17 protein-coding genes and 1 pseudogene are annotated in these 17,810 nt (G+C 68.4%); 10 read left to right on the top strand and 8 right to left on the bottom strand.

What is annotated here, in order from left to right; all coding sequences use genetic code 11:
* Positions 1-125: 125 nt before the first annotated feature.
* From ACTQ49_RS04170 to ACTQ49_RS04160, 3 genes and pseudogenes are all read right to left on the bottom strand, one after another.
* Positions 126-806 (bottom strand): hypothetical protein, encoded by a 681-nt coding sequence (locus ACTQ49_RS04170; protein WP_441826585.1) that lies wholly within the window; start codon positions 804-806, stop codon positions 126-128.
* On the bottom strand, positions 803-1,315 hold the full coding sequence (locus tag ACTQ49_RS04165) for a hypothetical protein (RefSeq protein ID WP_441826584.1): 513 nt from the start codon (positions 1,313-1,315) through the stop codon (positions 803-805). Before ACTQ49_RS04165 ends, ACTQ49_RS04170 begins: the two co-directional genes overlap by 4 nt.
* 244 nt (positions 1,316-1,559) lie before the next feature.
* Positions 1,560-1,727: pseudogene (locus ACTQ49_RS04160) on the bottom strand (sunset domain-containing protein); the annotation flags it as partial.
* Positions 1,728-2,774: 1,047 nt separating this feature from the next.
* Between ACTQ49_RS04160 and ACTQ49_RS04155 the strand changes: the two are divergent.
* Positions 2,775-3,287, top strand: a complete 513-nt coding sequence (locus ACTQ49_RS04155) for a peptidylprolyl isomerase (protein WP_441826583.1) — start codon at positions 2,775-2,777, stop codon at positions 3,285-3,287.
* Between the two features lie 89 nt (positions 3,288-3,376).
* Complete coding sequence (locus ACTQ49_RS04150) at positions 3,377-3,652, top strand: Lrp/AsnC family transcriptional regulator (RefSeq protein ID WP_441826582.1); 276 nt, start codon at positions 3,377-3,379, stop codon at positions 3,650-3,652.
* A gap of 39 nt (positions 3,653-3,691) precedes the next feature.
* On the opposite strand, the gene ACTQ49_RS04145 is transcribed toward ACTQ49_RS04150, so the two are convergent.
* Complete coding sequence (locus ACTQ49_RS04145; protein WP_441826581.1) at positions 3,692-5,440, bottom strand: DEDD exonuclease domain-containing protein; 1,749 nt, start codon at positions 5,438-5,440, stop codon at positions 3,692-3,694.
* Positions 5,441-5,612: 172 nt separating this feature from the next.
* Between ACTQ49_RS04145 and ACTQ49_RS04140 the strand changes: the two genes are divergently transcribed.
* Positions 5,613-6,770: an NlpC/P60 family protein gene (locus ACTQ49_RS04140; RefSeq protein WP_441826580.1), complete on the top strand. Its 1,158-nt coding sequence runs from the start codon at positions 5,613-5,615 to the stop codon at positions 6,768-6,770.
* A 33-nt stretch (positions 6,771-6,803) separates the two neighbouring features.
* Positions 6,804-7,847, top strand: coding sequence for an ROK family glucokinase (locus ACTQ49_RS04135; RefSeq protein ID WP_441826716.1), 1,044 nt, complete (start codon positions 6,804-6,806; stop codon positions 7,845-7,847).
* A 90-nt stretch (positions 7,848-7,937) separates the two neighbouring features.
* On the opposite strand, the gene ACTQ49_RS04130 is transcribed toward ACTQ49_RS04135, so the two are convergent.
* The gene (locus ACTQ49_RS04130; protein ID WP_441826579.1) at positions 7,938-8,318 is read right to left on the bottom strand and encodes a hypothetical protein; all 381 of its coding nucleotides are present in this window, start codon (positions 8,316-8,318) and stop codon (positions 7,938-7,940) included.
* Positions 8,315-9,055 (bottom strand): alpha/beta hydrolase, encoded by a 741-nt coding sequence (locus ACTQ49_RS04125; RefSeq protein WP_441826578.1) that lies wholly within the window; start codon positions 9,053-9,055, stop codon positions 8,315-8,317. Before ACTQ49_RS04125 ends, ACTQ49_RS04130 begins: the two co-directional genes overlap by 4 nt.
* 112 nt (positions 9,056-9,167) lie before the next feature.
* Here ACTQ49_RS04125 and ACTQ49_RS04120 point away from each other — a divergent pair, with 112 nt between their 5' ends.
* The 5 genes from ACTQ49_RS04120 (at position 9,168) to ACTQ49_RS04100 (ending at position 14,581) form a co-directional block, all read left to right on the top strand.
* A complete protein-coding gene (locus ACTQ49_RS04120) occupies positions 9,168-10,232 on the top strand; it encodes a lysophospholipid acyltransferase family protein (protein ID WP_441826577.1) in 1,065 nt (354 codons plus the stop codon).
* A 1-nt stretch (position 10,233) separates the two neighbouring features.
* On the top strand, positions 10,234-11,373 hold the full coding sequence (gene macS, locus ACTQ49_RS04115) for a MacS family sensor histidine kinase (RefSeq protein ID WP_441826576.1): 1,140 nt from the start codon (positions 10,234-10,236) through the stop codon (positions 11,371-11,373).
* A complete protein-coding gene (locus ACTQ49_RS04110) occupies positions 11,370-12,065 on the top strand; it encodes a response regulator (RefSeq protein ID WP_441826575.1) in 696 nt (231 codons plus the stop codon). Before macS ends, ACTQ49_RS04110 begins: the two co-directional genes overlap by 4 nt.
* A gap of 85 nt (positions 12,066-12,150) precedes the next feature.
* Complete coding sequence (locus ACTQ49_RS04105; protein WP_441826574.1) at positions 12,151-13,539, top strand: class II 3-deoxy-7-phosphoheptulonate synthase; 1,389 nt, start codon at positions 12,151-12,153, stop codon at positions 13,537-13,539.
* 10 nt (positions 13,540-13,549) lie between these two features.
* On the top strand, positions 13,550-14,581 hold the full coding sequence (locus ACTQ49_RS04100) for a threonine aldolase family protein (RefSeq protein ID WP_441826573.1): 1,032 nt from the start codon (positions 13,550-13,552) through the stop codon (positions 14,579-14,581).
* Positions 14,582-14,677: 96 nt separating this feature from the next.
* Here the strand turns inward: ACTQ49_RS04100 and ACTQ49_RS04095 are convergent, their stop codons facing one another.
* The gene (locus tag ACTQ49_RS04095) at positions 14,678-14,857 is read right to left on the bottom strand and encodes a hypothetical protein (RefSeq protein ID WP_441826572.1); all 180 of its coding nucleotides are present in this window, start codon (positions 14,855-14,857) and stop codon (positions 14,678-14,680) included.
* A gap of 78 nt (positions 14,858-14,935) precedes the next feature.
* On the opposite strand from ACTQ49_RS04095, the gene ACTQ49_RS04090 reads away from it, so the two are divergent.
* The gene (locus tag ACTQ49_RS04090; RefSeq protein ID WP_441826571.1) at positions 14,936-15,577 is read left to right on the top strand and encodes an MBL fold metallo-hydrolase; all 642 of its coding nucleotides are present in this window, start codon (positions 14,936-14,938) and stop codon (positions 15,575-15,577) included.
* A gap of 51 nt (positions 15,578-15,628) precedes the next feature.
* Here the strand turns inward: ACTQ49_RS04090 and pknB are convergent, their stop codons facing one another.
* Positions 15,629-17,728, bottom strand: coding sequence for a Stk1 family PASTA domain-containing Ser/Thr kinase (gene pknB / locus ACTQ49_RS04085; RefSeq protein WP_441826570.1), 2,100 nt, complete (start codon positions 17,726-17,728; stop codon positions 15,629-15,631).
* Positions 17,729-17,810: the final 82 nt, after the last annotated feature.

Here is a 17,810-nt window from a genome sequence, read left to right as displayed (position 1 = left end):
GTAGTCAAGCCTGAGGGCCCCGGAACCTGGTTCCGGGGCCCTCAGGCGTTGTGGTGCGTACGGTTTGTGGCTGCGCCGGGGCGAGACCGACGATGATGTCTGGTTCTTTGTCGACAAGTGGCGGCTCAGGCGACGGCCAGGCCCAACCACATGCCCAGCCAGAGGCTCGGTCCGTAGGCAAAGAGGTCGCCCATCGGGTGGGGGTGACGTCGACGCCACAGGGTGTTCAGGAGTCCCCACACTGCGCCAACAGCCGTTCCCAGGAGCAGGCCCAGCCACCAGGCGCGCAGGGACACACAAGCACCACCCAGGGCCAGCAAGGGGGCAAGTCTGACATCGCCGTAGCCGATCCCGAGTCCAATCCTCCACAGTCCCCAGAAGAGCAGGAAGGTGACCGCCACGGCCAGAGCCATTACCACGGCGGTGCCGACCGCAAGGCCGTCAGGGGCGGCGGTCAGAGATGCGATGGCCCCCACGCCGGACAGGGCCCAGCTGGCCCGTGTGAGGGGGAGGGGGAGCCAGGTGGTGCGCAGATCGACCAGCACCAGGGAGGCCACCGGACCGGCAAGGGTCACCAGCACAGGGGCAGTCCAGAGGGGCTGCCCAGAGCAGACCAGACCCGCTGCACTGCCCGCGACGAGGCTGGTCAGCTGCCCTGGCGCATCGGCCAGCAGCGCGTAGGGGACCTTGGTCCAGCCGTCCTGCTGCGCATCCCCGGGCTCCGGGAGCCGTGGCACCATCCAGCGAGTCATGGCCCAAGCGGAGAGTCCCGCCACTGCCGGCAGCACCAGCTGCGCTGTGTTCATGCCGCCTGCGAGGCGGTGCGATGGGTGGAGCGGAGCCTCGTCGGCGTGGGCTGTGACTCCAGGACGACATCTGCGAGGGCAAGAATCTGGACTTCCAGCAAACGGCTGCACGTCTCCCAGCGGCCGTCGGCCACCGCCTGCAGGTCGGCGACACGCAGGCAGCCCAGAAGGGCCAGTTCGGCCAGTGGCACGAGTTGGGTCATGCGGGCGAGCCTACGGCGCGCGCGGGTGCAGTCCACCCGCTCACGTGCCATCGCCCGGATGGACTGGGCACTGATGCCGTAGACCGCTTGTGCATCCTGACGTCGCAGGCGCTCCTTGCCCGCCCTGGGCGGCCCGGCGAGACGACGTGCCGTGGCGACGGGCAGGCCGCAGATCTGGCCCAGCGCGAAGGGTGTCAGGCCCGAGGCCTCACAGGTCCGCTGGAAGTGCGCTCGAAAGGGCGCGATGAGTACCCAACCGTCGTCGGGCATGTGCTCGCTCTGGGCGGGCGAGGGCGCGGGCTTCATGAGGTCTCCAGTTCTCGAGGGCCGGTCATGCAACAGTCTCGGCTGCGATGTGACCGCCGAGAAGGGGAGACAACAGTGTGACAACACTCGGACAACATCGGTGCCCCTCGACCGCTCCTGATGTGGCTGCGCACGACTCGTGGGTGGCCGGACCACGAGAGACAGGAAGGTCTCGCCCCATTTAGGGGCGAGACCTTCCTGTCTCAGGACACGCGGGTGCGCCCCGGGGAGGGCGACCGGCGGGTCAGCGCTGGGCGCGGGTGAAGCCCGCCTTCTCCGCAGCCTCCACCGAGTCGAACCAGACGTCCGCGATGGTGCGCTCGTACCCGGCCGACTCGTCGGTGTGGTACTTCATGGAGCGCTCATTGCCCTTGACGGTGTACCCGCTCGGCGGCTCGTCGCCCACATAGGAGCCGGGGCCGTACTGGTTCAGGACATTGAGGTCCTCGGCCACGGTCTCGGCGCCATTCACGGGGCCACCCTCGGCGCTCATCTGCTCCTGGGGATGGGGCTCGGAATCCACGTCCGAAGCAGCGTGGGCACGGTCAGCCTCGGTCTCAGCACGGTCCAGCGTGGCATCGCCCGACGGGTTGGCCGGGGTCGGATCCTGTGCCACCGTCTCCTCGTTGCGGTAGGCGGAGCTCGGCTGGTGGGCCGTCCAGGCATCGTCGCCGGAGGCGAGGAACTGGCGCACCGCCACAGCCGCGGCTGCCAACAGGGCGCTGGCGGCGGCCACCTTGGCCAGAGTGCCACCGACGGAGCGCTTCTTCTTCTTGGGCACCTCGACCTCGCCGCGCAGGGCTGCTGCGGCAGCCATGCCGCGCTTGCTCGCCTCCGAGACGGCGGGATGGTTCTCCGCCTGGTGCAGGAGACCGACCAGCTGGGGGACCAGATCGTCCTGGACCTTGTGGCGCGCCTGGTCGACGGCCGGCTGCATCTTCTCGGCGGCGGCCTCGAGGTGCGGTTCGAGCTGCTTCTTGGCGGTCTGCGCACCGGCAGCGGCCGTGGCAGCCAGCGGTGCGACGTTCTTGACAGCGGAACCGGTGACCGGGGCCAGACGCTCCTTGGCCTGCTCGGCCAAGGGAGCCACCTGCTGGCGGGTCTTCTCGGTCTTCTCGGACGCCGTGTTCAGCAGCGGGCCCATGGCATCGAGCACCTGCTCAAGAATTTCAGTACTACGTTCTGCGGCCGTGTGAGTGGTCTCTGCGGCGGCTTCGCGCAAGTCCTTCTTGCGGGACACGTTTCCTCCGATCGTCGGGTGGGCTCGTGGTCGAGCACACGTTCACGCTACCCAAGCGGGGCCTGCCGCAACAGTCGCGCGAACAAACTCCCCCCAGAGCGAACAGTGACTGCTGACCCGGGGTGTGGGGCCCCGGCTCCGTGTCCCGGAGCCGCTAGGCTCGTGGACGTACGGCCAGTGACCCACCGGGTGCTGGTCCCAGCAACGAGAGGAACCACGGTGGCATCCACTGCAACCCTGCACACGAACCACGGCGACATCGTCATCGAGCTGTTCGCCGACCAGGCTCCCAAGACGGTCGAGAACTTCGTCGGCCTGGCCAACGGGTCGAAGGAGTACCTCGACCCCAAGACGGGCGAGAAGACCACGGGCAACTTCTACGACGGTCTGGGCTTCCACCGCATCATCGACGGCTTCATGATCCAGGGCGGCTGCCCTCTGGGCACCGGCACCGGTGGCCCCGGCTACCAGTTCGCCGACGAGTTCCACCCGGAGCTGGTCTTCAACAAGCCCTACCTGCTGGCCATGGCGAATGCCGGCCCCGGCACCAATGGCTCGCAGTTCTTCATCACCGTCGCTCCCACCCCGCACCTGAACCGTCGCCACACCATTTTCGGCGAGGTCAAGGACGAGGCCAGCAAGAAGGTCGTCGACGAGATCGCCCAGGTGCCCACCGGCCGCATGGATCGCCCGGTTGAGCCCGTTGTCATCGAGTCGGTCGAGATCGCCTGACTTCTTGCCGTTCCTTCCGTCGGCCGCCATCCTGACAGGGTGGCGGCCGGTGGTCCTTCCGGGGGCAGTCAGGGCCTAGGATCAGGCACATGATCACTGCCATTTCGTTCGTCAAGGCCGAAGTCTCCCGTATCCCGGAGGTGGCGCAGGAGATCGCCGCACTGGATGGTGTCAGTGAGGTGTATTCGGTGACCGGCGCCATCGACCTGATCGTGCTGGTGCGAGTGCGCGACACCGATGAGGTGGCCACCGTCGTCGCGGATCATCTGAACAAGGTGCCCGGGGTGCTGGAGACCGAGACACACATCGCCTTCCGCGCCTACTCAACCCATGACCTCGAGGCCACCTTCTCCCTGGGGCTGTGACGCCCGACGGCCCACGGCAGCAGCTCCGCCCGATCCGCTTCAGGTGGCGACGGGTGAATCCTCCCTTGCAGAGCCCAGGGTGATGCGGGCCAGCTCGCCCTGTGCCAGGCCAGCATGCAGGGGCCAGCTCCACTCTCCCTCGATGTCCATCAGTCGCACCCCGGGTGTCTCCAGCCACCGGGCCAGAAGTTCGCACTCCTCGGGGGTGGCAGCGGGCATCTCGGGCCGGGGCGGCAGCACTGTCTCGGCGAGCGAGATCGCTTCCCGTGCCACGCGCTGCGGCACCTCGCCGCTGCGGCTCCTGGTGGCCGATGCCAGGCGCCCGTAGCGGATGACGTGGATCTGCCAGCCGCCCTCGGGGTGGGGGAGCGCCGCGACAATCTGCGGGCATCGTGCCACTGCTACCAGCCGGCGACCACGCAGCGTGGCACTGGCGTAGCCCTGCAGCCTCGCCGACAGTGACTGGGCCTCCTCGAACCTTTCCTGGTCGACCAGCCGACCCAGTCGGCGACCCACCGTCGAGAGGACGGGCCGAACGTCGGTGGTGAGGGCTTCCCGCACCTGGGCGACCACCTCCTCGTACTGCTCAGCCCTCTCGTCGAGCTCGCAGGGGGCCAGACAACGTGACATCTCGGCCAGGGCACAGGCTGGGCTCGGGTTGCGCCGGGTGAGGCGTCGGGTGCACTGGCGGATCGGAAAGGCGTCGTACACGGCCATCACCGCCTCTTCGGCCAGTTGCTTGCTCCGGAAGGGCCCCCAGTACTGGCAGTCATCGTCCAGCACCTTGCGGACCACGGAGAGCCGGGGGAAGGCCTCCTGGGTCAGTTTCACCCACAACAGGCGGACCTGGTTGCGCGAGCGTCGGTTGTAGCGGGGGGCGTGCGCACGGATCAGGCGCAGCTCCCTGACCTCGGCCTCCAGAGCCGTGGCGCACTCATGCGCCTCGACGCCAGTGGCCACCCGAACCATCTCCTCCATGCGTCCACGCTTCTCCGAAGCGGTGAAGTAACTGCGGACCCGGGTGCGAATGTTCTTGCTCTTGCCCACGTAGAGCACCTCTCGACGCACGCTGCCGTCCTCCTGTCGGTGGTCTGCGTAGAAGCAGTACACGCCCGGGCCAGTGGGCAGGTCCTTGGCCCAAACCCGCTTGGCCCTTCGCTGCGGCGAGACCCGGTGGGTGAATTCCACGAGGTCCTCCAGGGTGTCCACGCCGAGGGAACCGATCCGTTCCAGGAGTCCATGCAGTACGTCCACCGTGGCGCGGGCATCGGAAAGGGCACGGTGGTTCGGCTCGGTGGTGGTGCGAAAGTGCGCGGCCAGCGTGGCCAGCTTGCAGTTGGGCACCTCGTCGCGCAGCAGCACCTGTCTGGCGAGCGCCACGGTGTCCACCACGGTGTTGCCGGGCCATGGCACCTCCTGCCGCTCGCAAGCCCGCTTCAGGAATCCGATGTCGAAGCCCGCATTGTGGGCCACCAGCACGCTGCCGCGGGCGAACTCCAGGAAGCTGGGCAGCACCTGTGAGATCGTCGGCGAACTGGCCACCATCCGATCGGTGATGCCCGTCAGGACCGCGATGGAAGCCGGGATGTGGGTCTCGGGATCCACCAGGGTCTGGAACTCGCCCAGTACCTCTCCGCCGCGGACCTTGACGGCGCCAACCTCGGTGATGGCGCTGTCCGGTCCACCACCGGTGGTCTCCAGGTCAACCACGACGAAAGTCACCTCGGACAGGTGCGTTCCGAGGTCCTCGAAACTGGGCTGGCTGGTGCGGTATGCGGCGGACTTCATGGGAACGACGCTAGGGGCCGGTTCTGACATTTCTGGTCCGAAGCGGCAGTCTGAAGACTTTCCGCGCTGTTTGGAGGGGGTCTGGCAGGGCACTAGAATTCGGGGCAGTCGTGTCAGCTGGGCACGGTGCCGGACGGAAGAGGCAGACGTGGGCAACAGGTCGAGGCGGTTGGTGGTCGCCACCGCAGTGGCAGGGGTCTTCGCGAGCGGCCTGGTGGTCCCGGCGACGCCGGCCCTGGCAGACCCGGACGCGGTGGCCCGGGCCCAGGAGGACCTGGCGAGGATCGAGGCCGAGAGCAGCGCCATCGACGCCCGCTACATCCAGCTGCAGGACCAACTCGACACCGCCACCAGGAACCTCGGTCTGGCCAGTGCCGACCTTGCCGGTCAGAAGTCCCGGGTCGACGCGCTGGCGCGAGACCTGGGCCAATTCGCGGTGATCCGCTACCAGACCACCGGAGTGGACGTCACCACCTCGCTGCTGACCAGCCCGGACGAAGCGCACTTCCTGAACGAGCTCGCCCGGATGCAGTCCGTGACGGATCGTGCCAATGATCGCGTCCAGAGCCTCCAGCTGGCCCAGGCCGATCTGGCCGTGACCCAGCAGAATGCGGCCGACGCTCGTCGACAGATCGCCGCCGACAAGGCAGAGCAGGCGAAGGTGGCCCAGGAGTACCGCGCGAAGGAAGCGGAGGCACAGAAGGTCCTGGAGCGGCTCACCGAGGAGGAGAAGGAGCGCCTCGCCGAGATCGAGCGCAAGAAGGAGGCCGAACGGCTCGCCAAGCAGAAGGCCGCCGTCGAGGCCGCCCGGGCCGCCCAGGAGGAGGCCGATCGCCAGCGCGACGAGGACCTGGCTTCCCAGGCCGACGAGGGTCAGGACGACGAGGGTCAGGACGACGAGGGACAGTCGGACGAGTCGAGCTCCGAGAACCGCAAGGACGACAAGTCCTCGCCATCGCCGAGCCCCTCGGCCAGCGGCACCGGGCGGGCCAGTTCCGCCGTGTCCATGGCGATGTCACAGGTGGGCAAGTCCTATGTGATGGGCGCCACGGGCCCCAGCGCCTATGACTGCTCCGGCCTGATGCTGCGCGCGTGGGGAAGCGCGGGTGTCTCCCTGCCCCGTACCTCGCAGGCCCAGTACGGCGCTGGCAGCCCTGTCTCCACGGGCAACCTGAAGCCCGGTGACCTCGTCTTCTACTACTCCGGCATCAGCCACGTCGGCATGTACATCGGCGACGGCATGATCGTCCACGCCGCCAACCCGCGCACTGGCGTGAAGGTCTCGCCACTCAATTCCATGCCACTCATGGGGGCGCGACGTGTCGGCTGAGTGGCAACCACTCCAGCTGGCGGGCGTGACCCGGTGCTGAGCATCGGGATCGACATTGGCGGCACCAAGGTGGCCGCCGGTGTCGTCGACGAGCAGGGACGCGTGCTGCGTCGCATCCAGCAGCCGACGCCGTCCACCAGCCCGGAGGCTGTGGAGGATGCCATCGTCGAGGCCGTCGACGATCTCTCCAGCACTCACCCGGTTGCCGCAGTGGGGATCGGCGCTGCTGGATGGGTGGACACCGACCAGGCAGTGGTTCGCTTCTCCCCGCACCTGGCCTGGCGCAACGAACCACTGCGGGCTCGGCTCTCCCAACGGATCGATCGCCCGGTTCTGGTGGACAATGACGCCAATGCGGCTGCTTGGGCCGAATACCGGTTCGGGGCAGGACGCAATGCCAATGTGATGGTCTGCATCACCCTGGGCACCGGAATTGGCGGCGCCCTGGTGATCAACGGTCGCCTCTTCCGGGGCCGCTACGGGATGGCCGGCGAGTTCGGGCACATGGGGGTGGTGCCCCAGGGGCACTGGTGCCCGTGCGGCAACCGGGGGTGCTGGGAGCAGTACGCGTCGGGCAACTCCTTGGTGCGTGACGCGAAGGCCTTGTTGCGGGAGAACTCCCCGCAGGCACAACCCCTGCTGGAGCGGATCGGTGGAGACATCGACGGGCTCGTGGGGCCGGATGTCACGGCCGCCGCGATGGCCGGCGACCAGATGGCGACCGAACTCATCGCGGACGTGGGTACCTGGCTGGGCCGCGGTATCGCGAATCTGGCCGCAGCCCTGGACCCCGATCTCTTCGTCATCGGCGGCGGGGTGAGCGCGGCCGGTGATCTCCTCCTGGTCCCGGCACAACAAGCCTTCGACCGCACCCTGACCGGACGTGGCTTCCGACCGCCGGCCGAGTTGGTCATTGCCGACTTCCTCAACGACGCGGGCCTGGTGGGTGCGGCGGACCTGGCACGTCACTCCATCGACGAGCCGCCGGGCGCGACGCGCGGTTTCTGGCCGCGGCGTCGGCGCAGGCGTGGACGCCTGCATCCCTTCAAGGCGCTGGCCGAGGGCGCCAGGTCCTGACGCGGCGCGTCCACAGCGGCCCGCGTGTGGGCATCAACCGGGACTGGGCATCAAGCGGGACTGGGCATCACGCGTGCCTGGGCGGCAGGCTCAGACCTGCGCCCCGTCATCATCGAGGTCTTGCGGTTGCTTTGGCAGGCTCCGCCATGCCACCACCATGCCCAGGACGAAGGTGACCACTGCCCAACCCGTCAGGTTGTGCACCGGTGCCCCGAAGACGGCCCCCAGCATCACCAGTGTGGAGAAGGACAGCAGCAGGCTGCTGACCAGGAAGCCTGGCGTCGAGATGGGGCGGGGGAGCGGCTGGGGCGCGACGAAGGGGTCATCCGGGGCATCCGGTTCCACCTCGTCCATGGCCTTCATCATGTTGAAGGGCTCTGGGTCCGGGGCGGGGGAACGGCCGAACTCCTCGTCCATGATGCTGCGGAAACGTGCGTCCAGGTCGTCGTCCCCGGGGCGCTGCGAGGTCATCGACGTGCCTCGATGAAGTCCAGGCAGAGCTGCTGGATGAGCTCGGCGTCGTGGTCCAGGGTGGCGACGTGGCGGCTCCGTTCGAGCCACACTCTCTCCACCGCGGGCAGGCGGTCCAACAGGAGCCGGGCCGAGGCCCGGTCGACCACATTGTCCTCACGGGAGGTCAGCAGCAGGACATCGCATTCCACGTGGTCGAGATCACGTTGTACCTGCCGCCAAAGACGGGTCATGGAGTGGGCGGCCCGCAGCGGGGTGCGCGGATAGGCATGCTCTGTTGCACCCTGGCGCGCGATGTCATCGGCGATCGAGGCCGTCGTGGGCACCAGATGCTTGAGCAGGCCCAGGGCCTTCATCCGGGGGTCGTCACTGGCCAGCGCCGGATTCACCAGCACCAGGCCGGCGACGGCATGCTGCTGCGCGAGTCGCACGGCGAGTGCGCCGCCCATCGACAGGCCCACGACGAAGACCTGCTCGCACTCGTCAGACAGCAGGTGGAAGGCTCGCTCCACCGCGGCGTACCAGTCCACCCATTCGGTGAGCTGCAGCTCTCGCCAGTGGGTGCCGTGGCCGGGCAGGCGGGGGAGTTCGACGCGCAGGCCGGCCGTTGCCAGGTATTCGGCCAGAGGTCTCATGGAGCACGGGGAACCGGTGAATCCATGACAGATCACGACGCCGACGGGTCCGGGCTCGCCGGCGGAGAAGGGCTGGGCCGTGGGGTCGACAACTGTGCTCACGAGGTACACCCTATGCCGCTGTCCATGACGTCGGCAGAAGGTGCGTCGACTGTCAGGCTGACTGGCCTAGTCTGGGAGGTGACCACGATGACGCAGCCAAGAGGGGTGCCTGATGAGCGACCAGCAGGATGAGGCCGGAGGCGCGTTGGACCGTGCACGTGCGCTGATGGGCGGTGCTGCCGAGCAGCTCACCGTGCACGTGGAGGGCGAGGAGAGGATTCCGGCCGAGGGGCCCGTCATTCTGGCGTTGAACCACCTCTCGCACCTGGACCACGTGCCCGGCCGACCGGCCGGGCGTCGCGTGCGGACGGTGACGGCCGCGCCGCCGGCCACCGAAACGGCACTCGGATTGCTGCGGCGCGTCGTCGTCCGCAAGGCGTCGACGGACGAGGTGGATCCCGTGGAGGCTGCCCTGGGCAGGGCCCTGGCCCTGCTGGAGGCAGGCGAGGTGGTGGCCATTTTCCCGGAGGGTGGCCGTTCCCCGGATGGCAGGCTCTACCGTGGTGAGACCTTCATTGCACGGGCGGCCTTGGCCAGCGGCGCCCCGGTGATCCCCGTGGCTGTCTCGAGTGAGCAGTCATTGGTGCAGCGGACCGTGGCCCCCAACCTGCTGGTTGGCGAGCCCGTGGACCTGGAGCGTTTTCGGGGGGTGGAGGAGGACGAGCGCGTGCTGCGTTCGGTCACCGACGAGGTGATGTACGCCCTGATGGAGCTGTCGGGTCAGGTCTACATGGACATCCCCGTCGCGGAGCGTCGTGTCCAGCTGGCCGAGCAGCGTCGGACGGACAGCACCGCTGCCCGGGCGGAGGCACGCGCGCGAAAGGCTCGACAGGTGGCGGCCCAGCAGCAGCGCATTGCCGACCGGGAGGCGGAGGCGGCGGAGCTTGCTCGCGCTCAGGCGATTGCCGCGGAGGCGGCCCGGGAACATGCGCGTCGAGCAGCCGAGGCCGATGCCCGCCGAAAGGTGGTGCGGGCCACCAGACTGCCCTCCGCCGAGCCCAGGGATCCCGTCGACCTGCGCGCCGAGAAGGTGCACCGCCCGACTGGTGACGGGTCGGGCCAGGAGTCGCGCCCGACTGGTGACGGGTCGGGCCAGGAGTCGCGCCCGACTGGTGACGGGTCGGGCCAGGAGTCGCGCCCGACTGGGGACGGGTCGGGCCCGACCAGCCGGTCCTGAGGTGGTAGCCACGAGGGATCCGGACATCCTCCACCCCGTCTACCTGGTCACGAATCGCCTGCGGTGGGCGCTGCTGGCCCACGCGGTGGTGGTCAATGCGCTGCGCCTGGACGCGGTCGCGCACCCGGTGGCCCTGTGGATCGCGTGTTCGGTGATGACTGGTTGGACTGCCGTGATGGGTCTTCTGCTCTCCCGGCCCGCGCGGCGGACCGATCGCCTGATGGTCGTCGATGTCGTGGTCAGTGCGCTGGTGCTCGCGTCGAGCGGTTGGATCCTGGGACCGGAAACGCTTCAGGCCAGCCACCACGAGGTGCCGGTCTACTGGTTTGCCGCCGCCCCGCTGGTGATCGCCGTCGGGCGCGGTGTGGGATGGGGGTTGGCGGCCGGTGCGCTGCTCGGTGGGTTGAGGGTCTTCCTGCACCTTCACGCCGACGATCGGGTCTGGGCCGGGCTGGTGGTCCTGGGGCTCGCGATCTGGGCATTGGGCGCGGTGGTGGACACCCTGAGGGCCTCCTTCGATGACCGCGACTCCCGCAATGCCCGTCTGGCCGTGCTGGCCGAACGTGATCGACTCAACCGGATCGTGCATGACGGCGCCCTCCAGGTCCTGGCGCTGGTGGAGCGGGAGGGCCCGGAACTGGGGCCCAAGGGTGAGCAGTTGGCCCGGGTGGCACGCCAACAGGAGACCCTCCTGCGGCGGTTGCTGCAGGACCGGTCGGTGGACCTGCCGGGTGCCGAATCGGACCGGGTGGACCTTGCCCAGATGCTGGAGGCCCACGCCAGCGATCGGGTCACGGTGGCGGTGATGGCCGGCGAGGTTCCGATGGCAGCGGCCAGGGCTCGGGAACTGGATGCGGCAGTGACCGAGGTGCTGCTGAATGTGGCCAAGCATGCGGGGCCGGAGGCGAGGGCCTGGGTCTTGCTCGAGGAGGAGGATGGCGAAGTGACCGTCTCCGTGCGGGACAACGGCGTCGGGATGTCCAAGGAGCAGGTTGAGGGGGCCCACACCAGCGGCCGGATGGGGATCAATGCCTCGGTTCTGGGACGAATCGGTGACATCGGTGGGATCGCCGTGGCACGATCTCAACTCGGTCGGGGGGTCGAGTGGGAGTTCAGGATTCCCTTGGAGGGGGGCCAATGACTGGTCGCAGGGTGATGTTGGTGGATGACCACCCCATGTGGATCGACGCGCTCTCGGAGGACCTCGTGGGCGAGGGTTTCGAGATCGTCGCGGTCGCACACAATGGCGGGGAGTGCCTTCGACGGGCTCGTGCCACGAGGCCGGATGTGATCGTGATGGACCTGCGGATCCCGGAGCCGGACGGCGCCACCTGCACCGAGGTGCTGCTCCAGGAATTCCCGGACACCAAGGTGCTGGTGGTCTCGGCCTCGGGTGAGCACGAGGACGTTCTGCGCGCGGTGAAGGCCGGGGCCAAGGGTTATCTGGTGAAGTCGGCCTCGCGTGCCGAACTGGTCGACGGGGTGCTGCGCACGGCCGATGGCGATGCGGTCTTCACGCCCGGCCTGGCCGGACTGGTGCTGGGGGAATTCCGCCGGATGGCCACCGTGGCCCAGGAGCGGAACACGACCAGTGCCCAGCTGACCCGTCGGGAGATCGACGTCCTGCGTCGGGTGGCCAAGGGGATGGCCTATCGCGAGATCGCCGAGGAGCTGTTCGTGAGCCACCGCACGGTCCAGAACCATGTGCAGAACGTGCTGCGCAAACTGCAGCTGCACAATCGGGTGGAGCTCACCCTGTACGCCATCGAACAGGGCTTCGGCGACGAGTCCCAGGGACCGCCATCGAGTCGTGGTGCGTCGGGGACCCGTTGATCGAGTCCGTGGACCGTCTGGGGTTCGTTGATCCAGTCGTGGACGGTCGGGGAGGCCATTGCGGGCGATGGGTAGGCTGACCCCCATGTCCGCACATGTGCCTTCCCTCGAAGACCTCCGCGCCAAGCCCCAGGTCCAGCAGCCCACCTATCAGGACCCGGCCGAGGCCCAGCGCGTGATCGACCAGCTGCGTACCCTGCCTCCGCTGGTCTTTGCCGGTGAGTGCGACGAACTGCGCGACAAGCTTGCGGAGGTCGCGGAGGGCCGCGCCTTCCTCCTGCAGGGCGGCGACTGTGCCGAGACCTTCGACACCGTGACAGGTGACAACGTGAAGGGCAAGCTGCGGGTCCTGCTCAGCATGGCCGTGGTCATGACCTACGCCGGTCAGATCCCGATCGTGAAGGTGGGTCGGATCGCCGGTCAGTACGCCAAGCCCCGCAGCAAGGACACCGAGACCCGCGACGGCGTGACGCTGCCCAGCTACCGCGGTGACGCGGTGAACGGTCTGGAGTTCACCGAACAGGCGCGGCGGCACGATCCCGAACGCCTGCTGAGGGTCTACAACGCCTCGTCGGCGACGCTGAACCTGGTGCGGGCCTTCGTGAAGGGTGGCTTTGCCGATCTGCGCACCATCCACTCCTGGAATGCGGATTTCGTGCGCAATTCCAATGTGGAGAACCGCTACGAGGAACTCGCCGACGAGATCGAGCGGGCCCTTGCCTTCATGGTCACCTGTGGCGTGAGCGACCAAACCCTGAGTGAGGTGGACTTCTACGCCAGCCACGAGGCGCTGCTGCTGGACTACGAGCATGCGATGACGCGTATCGACTCGCGCTCCCAGCTGCCCTATGACACCTCGGGCCACATGATCTGGATCGGCGAGCGCACCCGTCAGCTGGACGGTGCCCACGTGGAGCTGCTGCGTCACGTGCAGAACCCCATCGGCATCAAGCTGGGCCCCACCAGCACCCCAGAGGACGCCCTGGGGCTGGCTGATGCCATCGACCCGGATCGTATTCCGGGCCGGATCACCTTCATCACCCGGATGGGCGCCAGCAATGTGCGCGAGAAGCTGCCGCCGCTGGTGCGGGGCATCGAGGCCAGCGGCCGCAAGGTGGCCTGGGTCTGCGACCCGATGCACGGCAACACCTTCGAGACGGGCAATGGCTTCAAGACCCGCAGCTACTCCGACGTGGTGGAGGAACTCAACGGCTTCTTCGACGTGCACGACGAGCTGGGCACCTGGCCTGGTGGCATGCACATCGAGCTGACCGGTGACGACGTCACCGAATGCCTGGGCGGTGCCTTCGAGCTGGGCGAGGCCGATCTGGCCAATCGATACCAGACGGCCTGCGATCCGCGTCTGAACCGAAACCAGTCGCTGGAGCTCGCCTTCATGGTCGCCGAGCGGCTCTCGGACGGTCGCATCAAGCGCCCCAACCTGATCGACGAGTTCCGCAACAACGACTTCTGAGGAGTCACCCGTGGGCACAGCCATCGACCTGCGATCCGACACCCTGACCCGTCCGACGCAGGCGATGCGTCGTGCCATGGCCGAGGCCCCGGTCGGTGACGACGTCTACGGCGAGGACCCCAGCATCATCGAGCTGGAGTGTCGCGTGGCCGAGCTGCTGGGCCACGAGGCAGGCCTGTTCACCCCGACCGGGTCCATGGCGAACCTGCTGGGCGTCTGGCTGCACGTGCCGCCCGGTGGCGAGGTACTGTGCGATGCGCAGGCGCACATCGTGCGGGCCGAGATGGGGGCGCACGCCCAGCTGCACGGCCTCACCACCCGCACCTGGACGACTGCCGACGGCGTCGTGGACGCCGCGACGGTGGCCGCCGCGATCGCCCCGGACAACGGGCCCTTCCTGGTGCGCACCGCCGCGATCGAGATCGAGAACACCCACAACTTCGGTGGCGGCACGATCCAGCCGATCGAGACGCTGCGCGAGATTCGTGCCCTGGCGCTGGGGGCCGGGATCAAGACGCACCTGGACGGGGCGAGGCTGTGGAATGCCCACGTCGCCACCGGGACCCCGCTGGCCGACTACGGGGCCTGCTTCGATTCGGTGAGCGTCTGCCTGTCCAAGGGGCTGGGCGCGCCGGTCGGATCGGTGCTGGTGGGCTCCGCGGCGGACATGGCGCGTGCCCGGGTGCAGCGCAAGCGGCTGGGTGGTGGTTGGCGGCAGGCGGGTCTGCTGGCCGCGGCGGGCCTGCATGCCCTGGACCACCACGTCGACCGGCTCGCCGACGATCATGCTGCGGCTCGTTGCTTCGCCGAGGCAGTGGCGCAGAAGGCACCGCCGGCGGTGGCACCGGAAGATGTGCCGACCAACATCGTCGTGGTGCGGACCGGGCAGCGTCCCGCCGCCGAGGTGGTTGCTCGGGCAGCGGGATGCGGTGTTCTGCTCTCGTCGGTGGGGGCCCACCTGGTGCGCGCCGTGACGCATCTGGATGTCACCCAGGACCAGTGCCGCGAGGCCGGCGGCATCCTGGGAGACCTGCTCGCCTGATCCGGTGGGCGGTCGTTGGTCCGCACACTGGCCCGGGCCGACACCGCGACCGGCCCCTGCACCGGCATCCCCGGGATCGACCGTCAGCCCGCTGGGTCAGTCCTTGTCCTTGAACCGGTTGCGTGCAGCGGCCAGGCGCATCAGCAGCGCCAGCGTGATCATGCCGATCACGACGGTGGTGAGGATCGGATAGCCATTGGCGTACATCGCCCAGGTGATCGCAAAGGTGATCGCGATGGGCACCAGACCGGGGCTCTTCGGGCGGGGCTCGGGCACGGGGCTCCATTCGTCGCGGGCTTCAGCCCTCAGCCTGTCATGCTCGACAGGTGAGGACCAGCGGGCGAGACTGGGGGCATGGAGATCACCCAACTTGGACATTCCGCGGTACTCGTCGAAACCGCCGGCCTGCGCGTGCTGGTCGACCCGGGGGCCTTCTCGGACTCCTGGCACGGCCTGACGGATCTGGACGCGATCCTGGTCACCCATCTCCACCCAGACCATGCCGATCCGGCGAAGCTGCCGGACCTGGTCAGCGCCAACCCCGACGCCAGGGTGCTGGTGGAGCCCGGTGTGATCGATGCCGTAGACCTCAAGGGCCGTGGCGAGGGTCTCAATGCCGACACCTCCGTGAAGATCGGATCCCTCACCATCTCCGCGGTCGGCGGCCGTCATGCCGTCATCCACCGCGACATCCCGATGATCGGCAATGTGGGGCTGGTCCTCGAGTCCGAGGGGGAGCCGACGCTCTTCCACCCGGGGGACTCGCTGGCGACGGCGCCGGCGGGCGTGGACATCGTGGCAGTTCCCGTGATGGGCCCCTGGGCGGCCATGAAGGAGACCGTCGACTTCGTGCGTGATGTCGATGCGCCCAAGGGTTTCCTGATCCACGACGGGCTGGTCAACGAACGGGGCTGGAACCTGTTGAACACCCAGATCGGCAATCTGGCACCGACGGCCCTGGAGGACCACCGGGACCAGCAGCCCTGGATCGTCTGAGCGGGCGCGTCCGTCTGAGCAGGCGCGTTCGGACGTGTGCCGGCGTGGGGGTCAGATCACCCAGAGGGTGACCTCGGCGCCCTGCTTCGCCATGGCACCCTCGGTGGGGGAGGCCGCCTTCACCTTGTCCTCGCGCAGCCACTCGGGCGTCGCGTGGACCACCTTGACGCCGAATCCCGAGCCCTTGAGTGCGGCGGTGGCCTCCGCCTCGGTCTTGCCCGCAACCTGGGGCACCTTGACCATCACCGGGCCCTTGGAGACCGACAGCGTGATGGTGTCACCACGCTTCCCGTCGCCACCATTGGGTGTCTGCGTGATGACCTTGCCCTTGTCCACGTCGTCGGAGTTCTTCTCCTCGACTGCGACGGCGAAGCCAGCCTTCTCCAGCTCCTCGCGGGCCTTGTCAGCCTTCTTGCCCGTGAAGTCCTGGATCGCGATGGGCTGAGGGCCCTTGCTGACCACCAGGTCCACCGAGGTGCCCTTCTTGAGCTCGGTGCCCCGCGGCTGGCTCACGGTGGCGATGATGCCCTCGGGCACGGTTTCGGACCAGTCGTCGGTGACCTTGCCCACCGAGAGGTTGACCCCCTCGATCGCCTCACGTGCCTGGTTGAGGTTCATCCCGACCACCGAGGGCATCAGGTAGCGCTCCGGCCCCTTGGAGACCACGGCGGTCACCGAGGTGTCCTTGAGCACCCGGTCACCCGCATCGGGCTTGGTGCGGATCACCACACCCTTGGGCACGGATTCGGAGAACTCCTGCTCCACGTCCAGGGTCAGGCCCTGTTCGCGCGCCAGCGCCACGGCCTGGGACTGCTTCTGGTTGACCAGATTCGGGGTCGGCTCGTAGCGGCCGCTGGTGAGCCACCACCACGATCCTCCACCGGCGCTGGCCGCGAGCAGCAGCACCATCAGCATGGCCAGGATACCACGGCGTCGACGGGCGGTGCGGCGGCGCTGCTCGTGCCGCAGGTCGTGGGCGTGGGATCCGGTGCCCCGTGCGGTTGGTTGCCCGGGCGGGGTGGCGGGCGACGAGGGCGCCCGGACCCAGTCCTGGACATCCAGGGGCGGAGCGATCCGGGTGGGCGGATCGTCGGTGACCGCGTCCTGCACCACCGTGGCGGCGCCGTCGGAGAGGGCGGCACCGGCCAGGGCCGCAGTGGACAGCGGCGGAAGCTCCACCGGGGCGGTGGCCTCATCCGGCGTGTGCACGACGGGATGGGGCGCGTGGTCGATGCTGGCGCGCATCTGCTGGGTGAGGGCGGGGTCGTCGAGGATGCCGTGCCCCAGGGCCTTGCGTGCGGTGCGGACCAGACCCAACAATTCCCGCCCGTCCGCGGGGCGCTGGGCCGGTTCACGCCGGGTGCAGGCCAGCACAAGGGCGTCCAGATAGGGCGGGATGATCCGGCGTGAGTCCATCGATCGCGGATCATTCCCGCTGAGCAGGGTCGACGGTGCCGGGATGTCATTGTGCACGTGGCTGTAGGCCACCTGGATCGGCGTTTCACCCTGGTGTGGCTTCTTGCCGGTCAACATCTCGAAGAGCACGACGCCGGCGGAGTAGACATCGCTGCGTGCGTCGGCTCGGCCCGTGGTGACCAGCTCGGGCGGAAGGTAGCTGACGGTTCCGATCAACAGGCCCTGGGTGGCCGTTGCGGTCTGGCTGGTGACTGCGCGGGCCAGCCCGAAGTCCGCGACCTTGATCTCGCCCCGATCACTGATCAGCACGTTCTCGGGCTTCACGTCGCGGTGCACCAGTCCAGCCTCATGGGCGCTGGCCAGCGCGCTGACGACGGCCTCGATCGCGTCCAGCGCTCGCAGCGGTGGCAGCGGTGCCTCACGGGTGATGACATGGCGCAGTGTGCAGCCCTGGACGAATTCCATCACGATGTAGGGGCGGCCGTGCTCCATGCCCTGGTCGAAGACGCTGACCACATGGGGATTGCTGAGGGTGGCTGCGCTGCGCGCCTCCCTGTCGAACTTGCGTGCGAAGTCGGTGTCGTCCCCCAGGCCCTCGTGCATCACCTTGACGGCGACGGTCCGGGCCAGACGACGGTCCTGGGCCCGGTAGACCGTGGCCATGCCGCCACGAGCAAGCTTCGACAAGATCTCGTAGCGACCCTCCAGCACGCGGCCCACCATGGGGTCGCTCACGCTCGCAGTGGTCACAACAGCTCCAAACACGGTCGGGGAAGGAAGGCCGTGTCAGCCCTTCACGGATGAAGTGTAGGCGTCC

This window comes from Luteococcus sp. Sow4_B9 (genome assembly GCF_052116585.1).
Classification (GTDB): domain Bacteria; phylum Actinomycetota; class Actinomycetes; order Propionibacteriales; family Propionibacteriaceae; genus Luteococcus.
This window is presented reverse-complemented; position numbering and strand designations above follow the sequence as displayed.

Bases quoted from the DNA above. Each gene is read 5' to 3' on its own strand.
- ACTQ49_RS04145 (WP_441826581.1), bottom strand. From the start codon at position 5,440: ATGAAGTCCGCCGCATACCGCACCAGCCAGCCCAGTTTCGAGGACCTC.
- ACTQ49_RS04090 (WP_441826571.1), top strand. From the start codon at position 14,936: ATGGAGATCACCCAACTTGGACATTCCGCGGTACTCGTCGAAACCGCC.
- ACTQ49_RS04110 (WP_441826575.1), top strand. From the start codon at position 11,370: ATGACTGGTCGCAGGGTGATGTTGGTGGATGACCACCCCATGTGGATC.
- ACTQ49_RS04165 (WP_441826584.1), bottom strand. From the start codon at position 1,315: ATGAAGCCCGCGCCCTCGCCCGCCCAGAGCGAGCACATGCCCGACGAC.
- ACTQ49_RS04130 (WP_441826579.1), bottom strand. From the start codon at position 8,318: ATGACCTCGCAGCGCCCCGGGGACGACGACCTGGACGCACGTTTCCGC.
- ACTQ49_RS04150 (WP_441826582.1), top strand. From the start codon at position 3,377: ATGATCACTGCCATTTCGTTCGTCAAGGCCGAAGTCTCCCGTATCCCG.
- ACTQ49_RS04170 (WP_441826585.1), bottom strand. From the start codon at position 806: ATGAACACAGCGCAGCTGGTGCTGCCGGCAGTGGCGGGACTCTCCGCT.
- ACTQ49_RS04120 (WP_441826577.1), top strand. From the start codon at position 9,168: ATGAGCGACCAGCAGGATGAGGCCGGAGGCGCGTTGGACCGTGCACGT.
- ACTQ49_RS04105 (WP_441826574.1), top strand. From the start codon at position 12,151: ATGTCCGCACATGTGCCTTCCCTCGAAGACCTCCGCGCCAAGCCCCAG.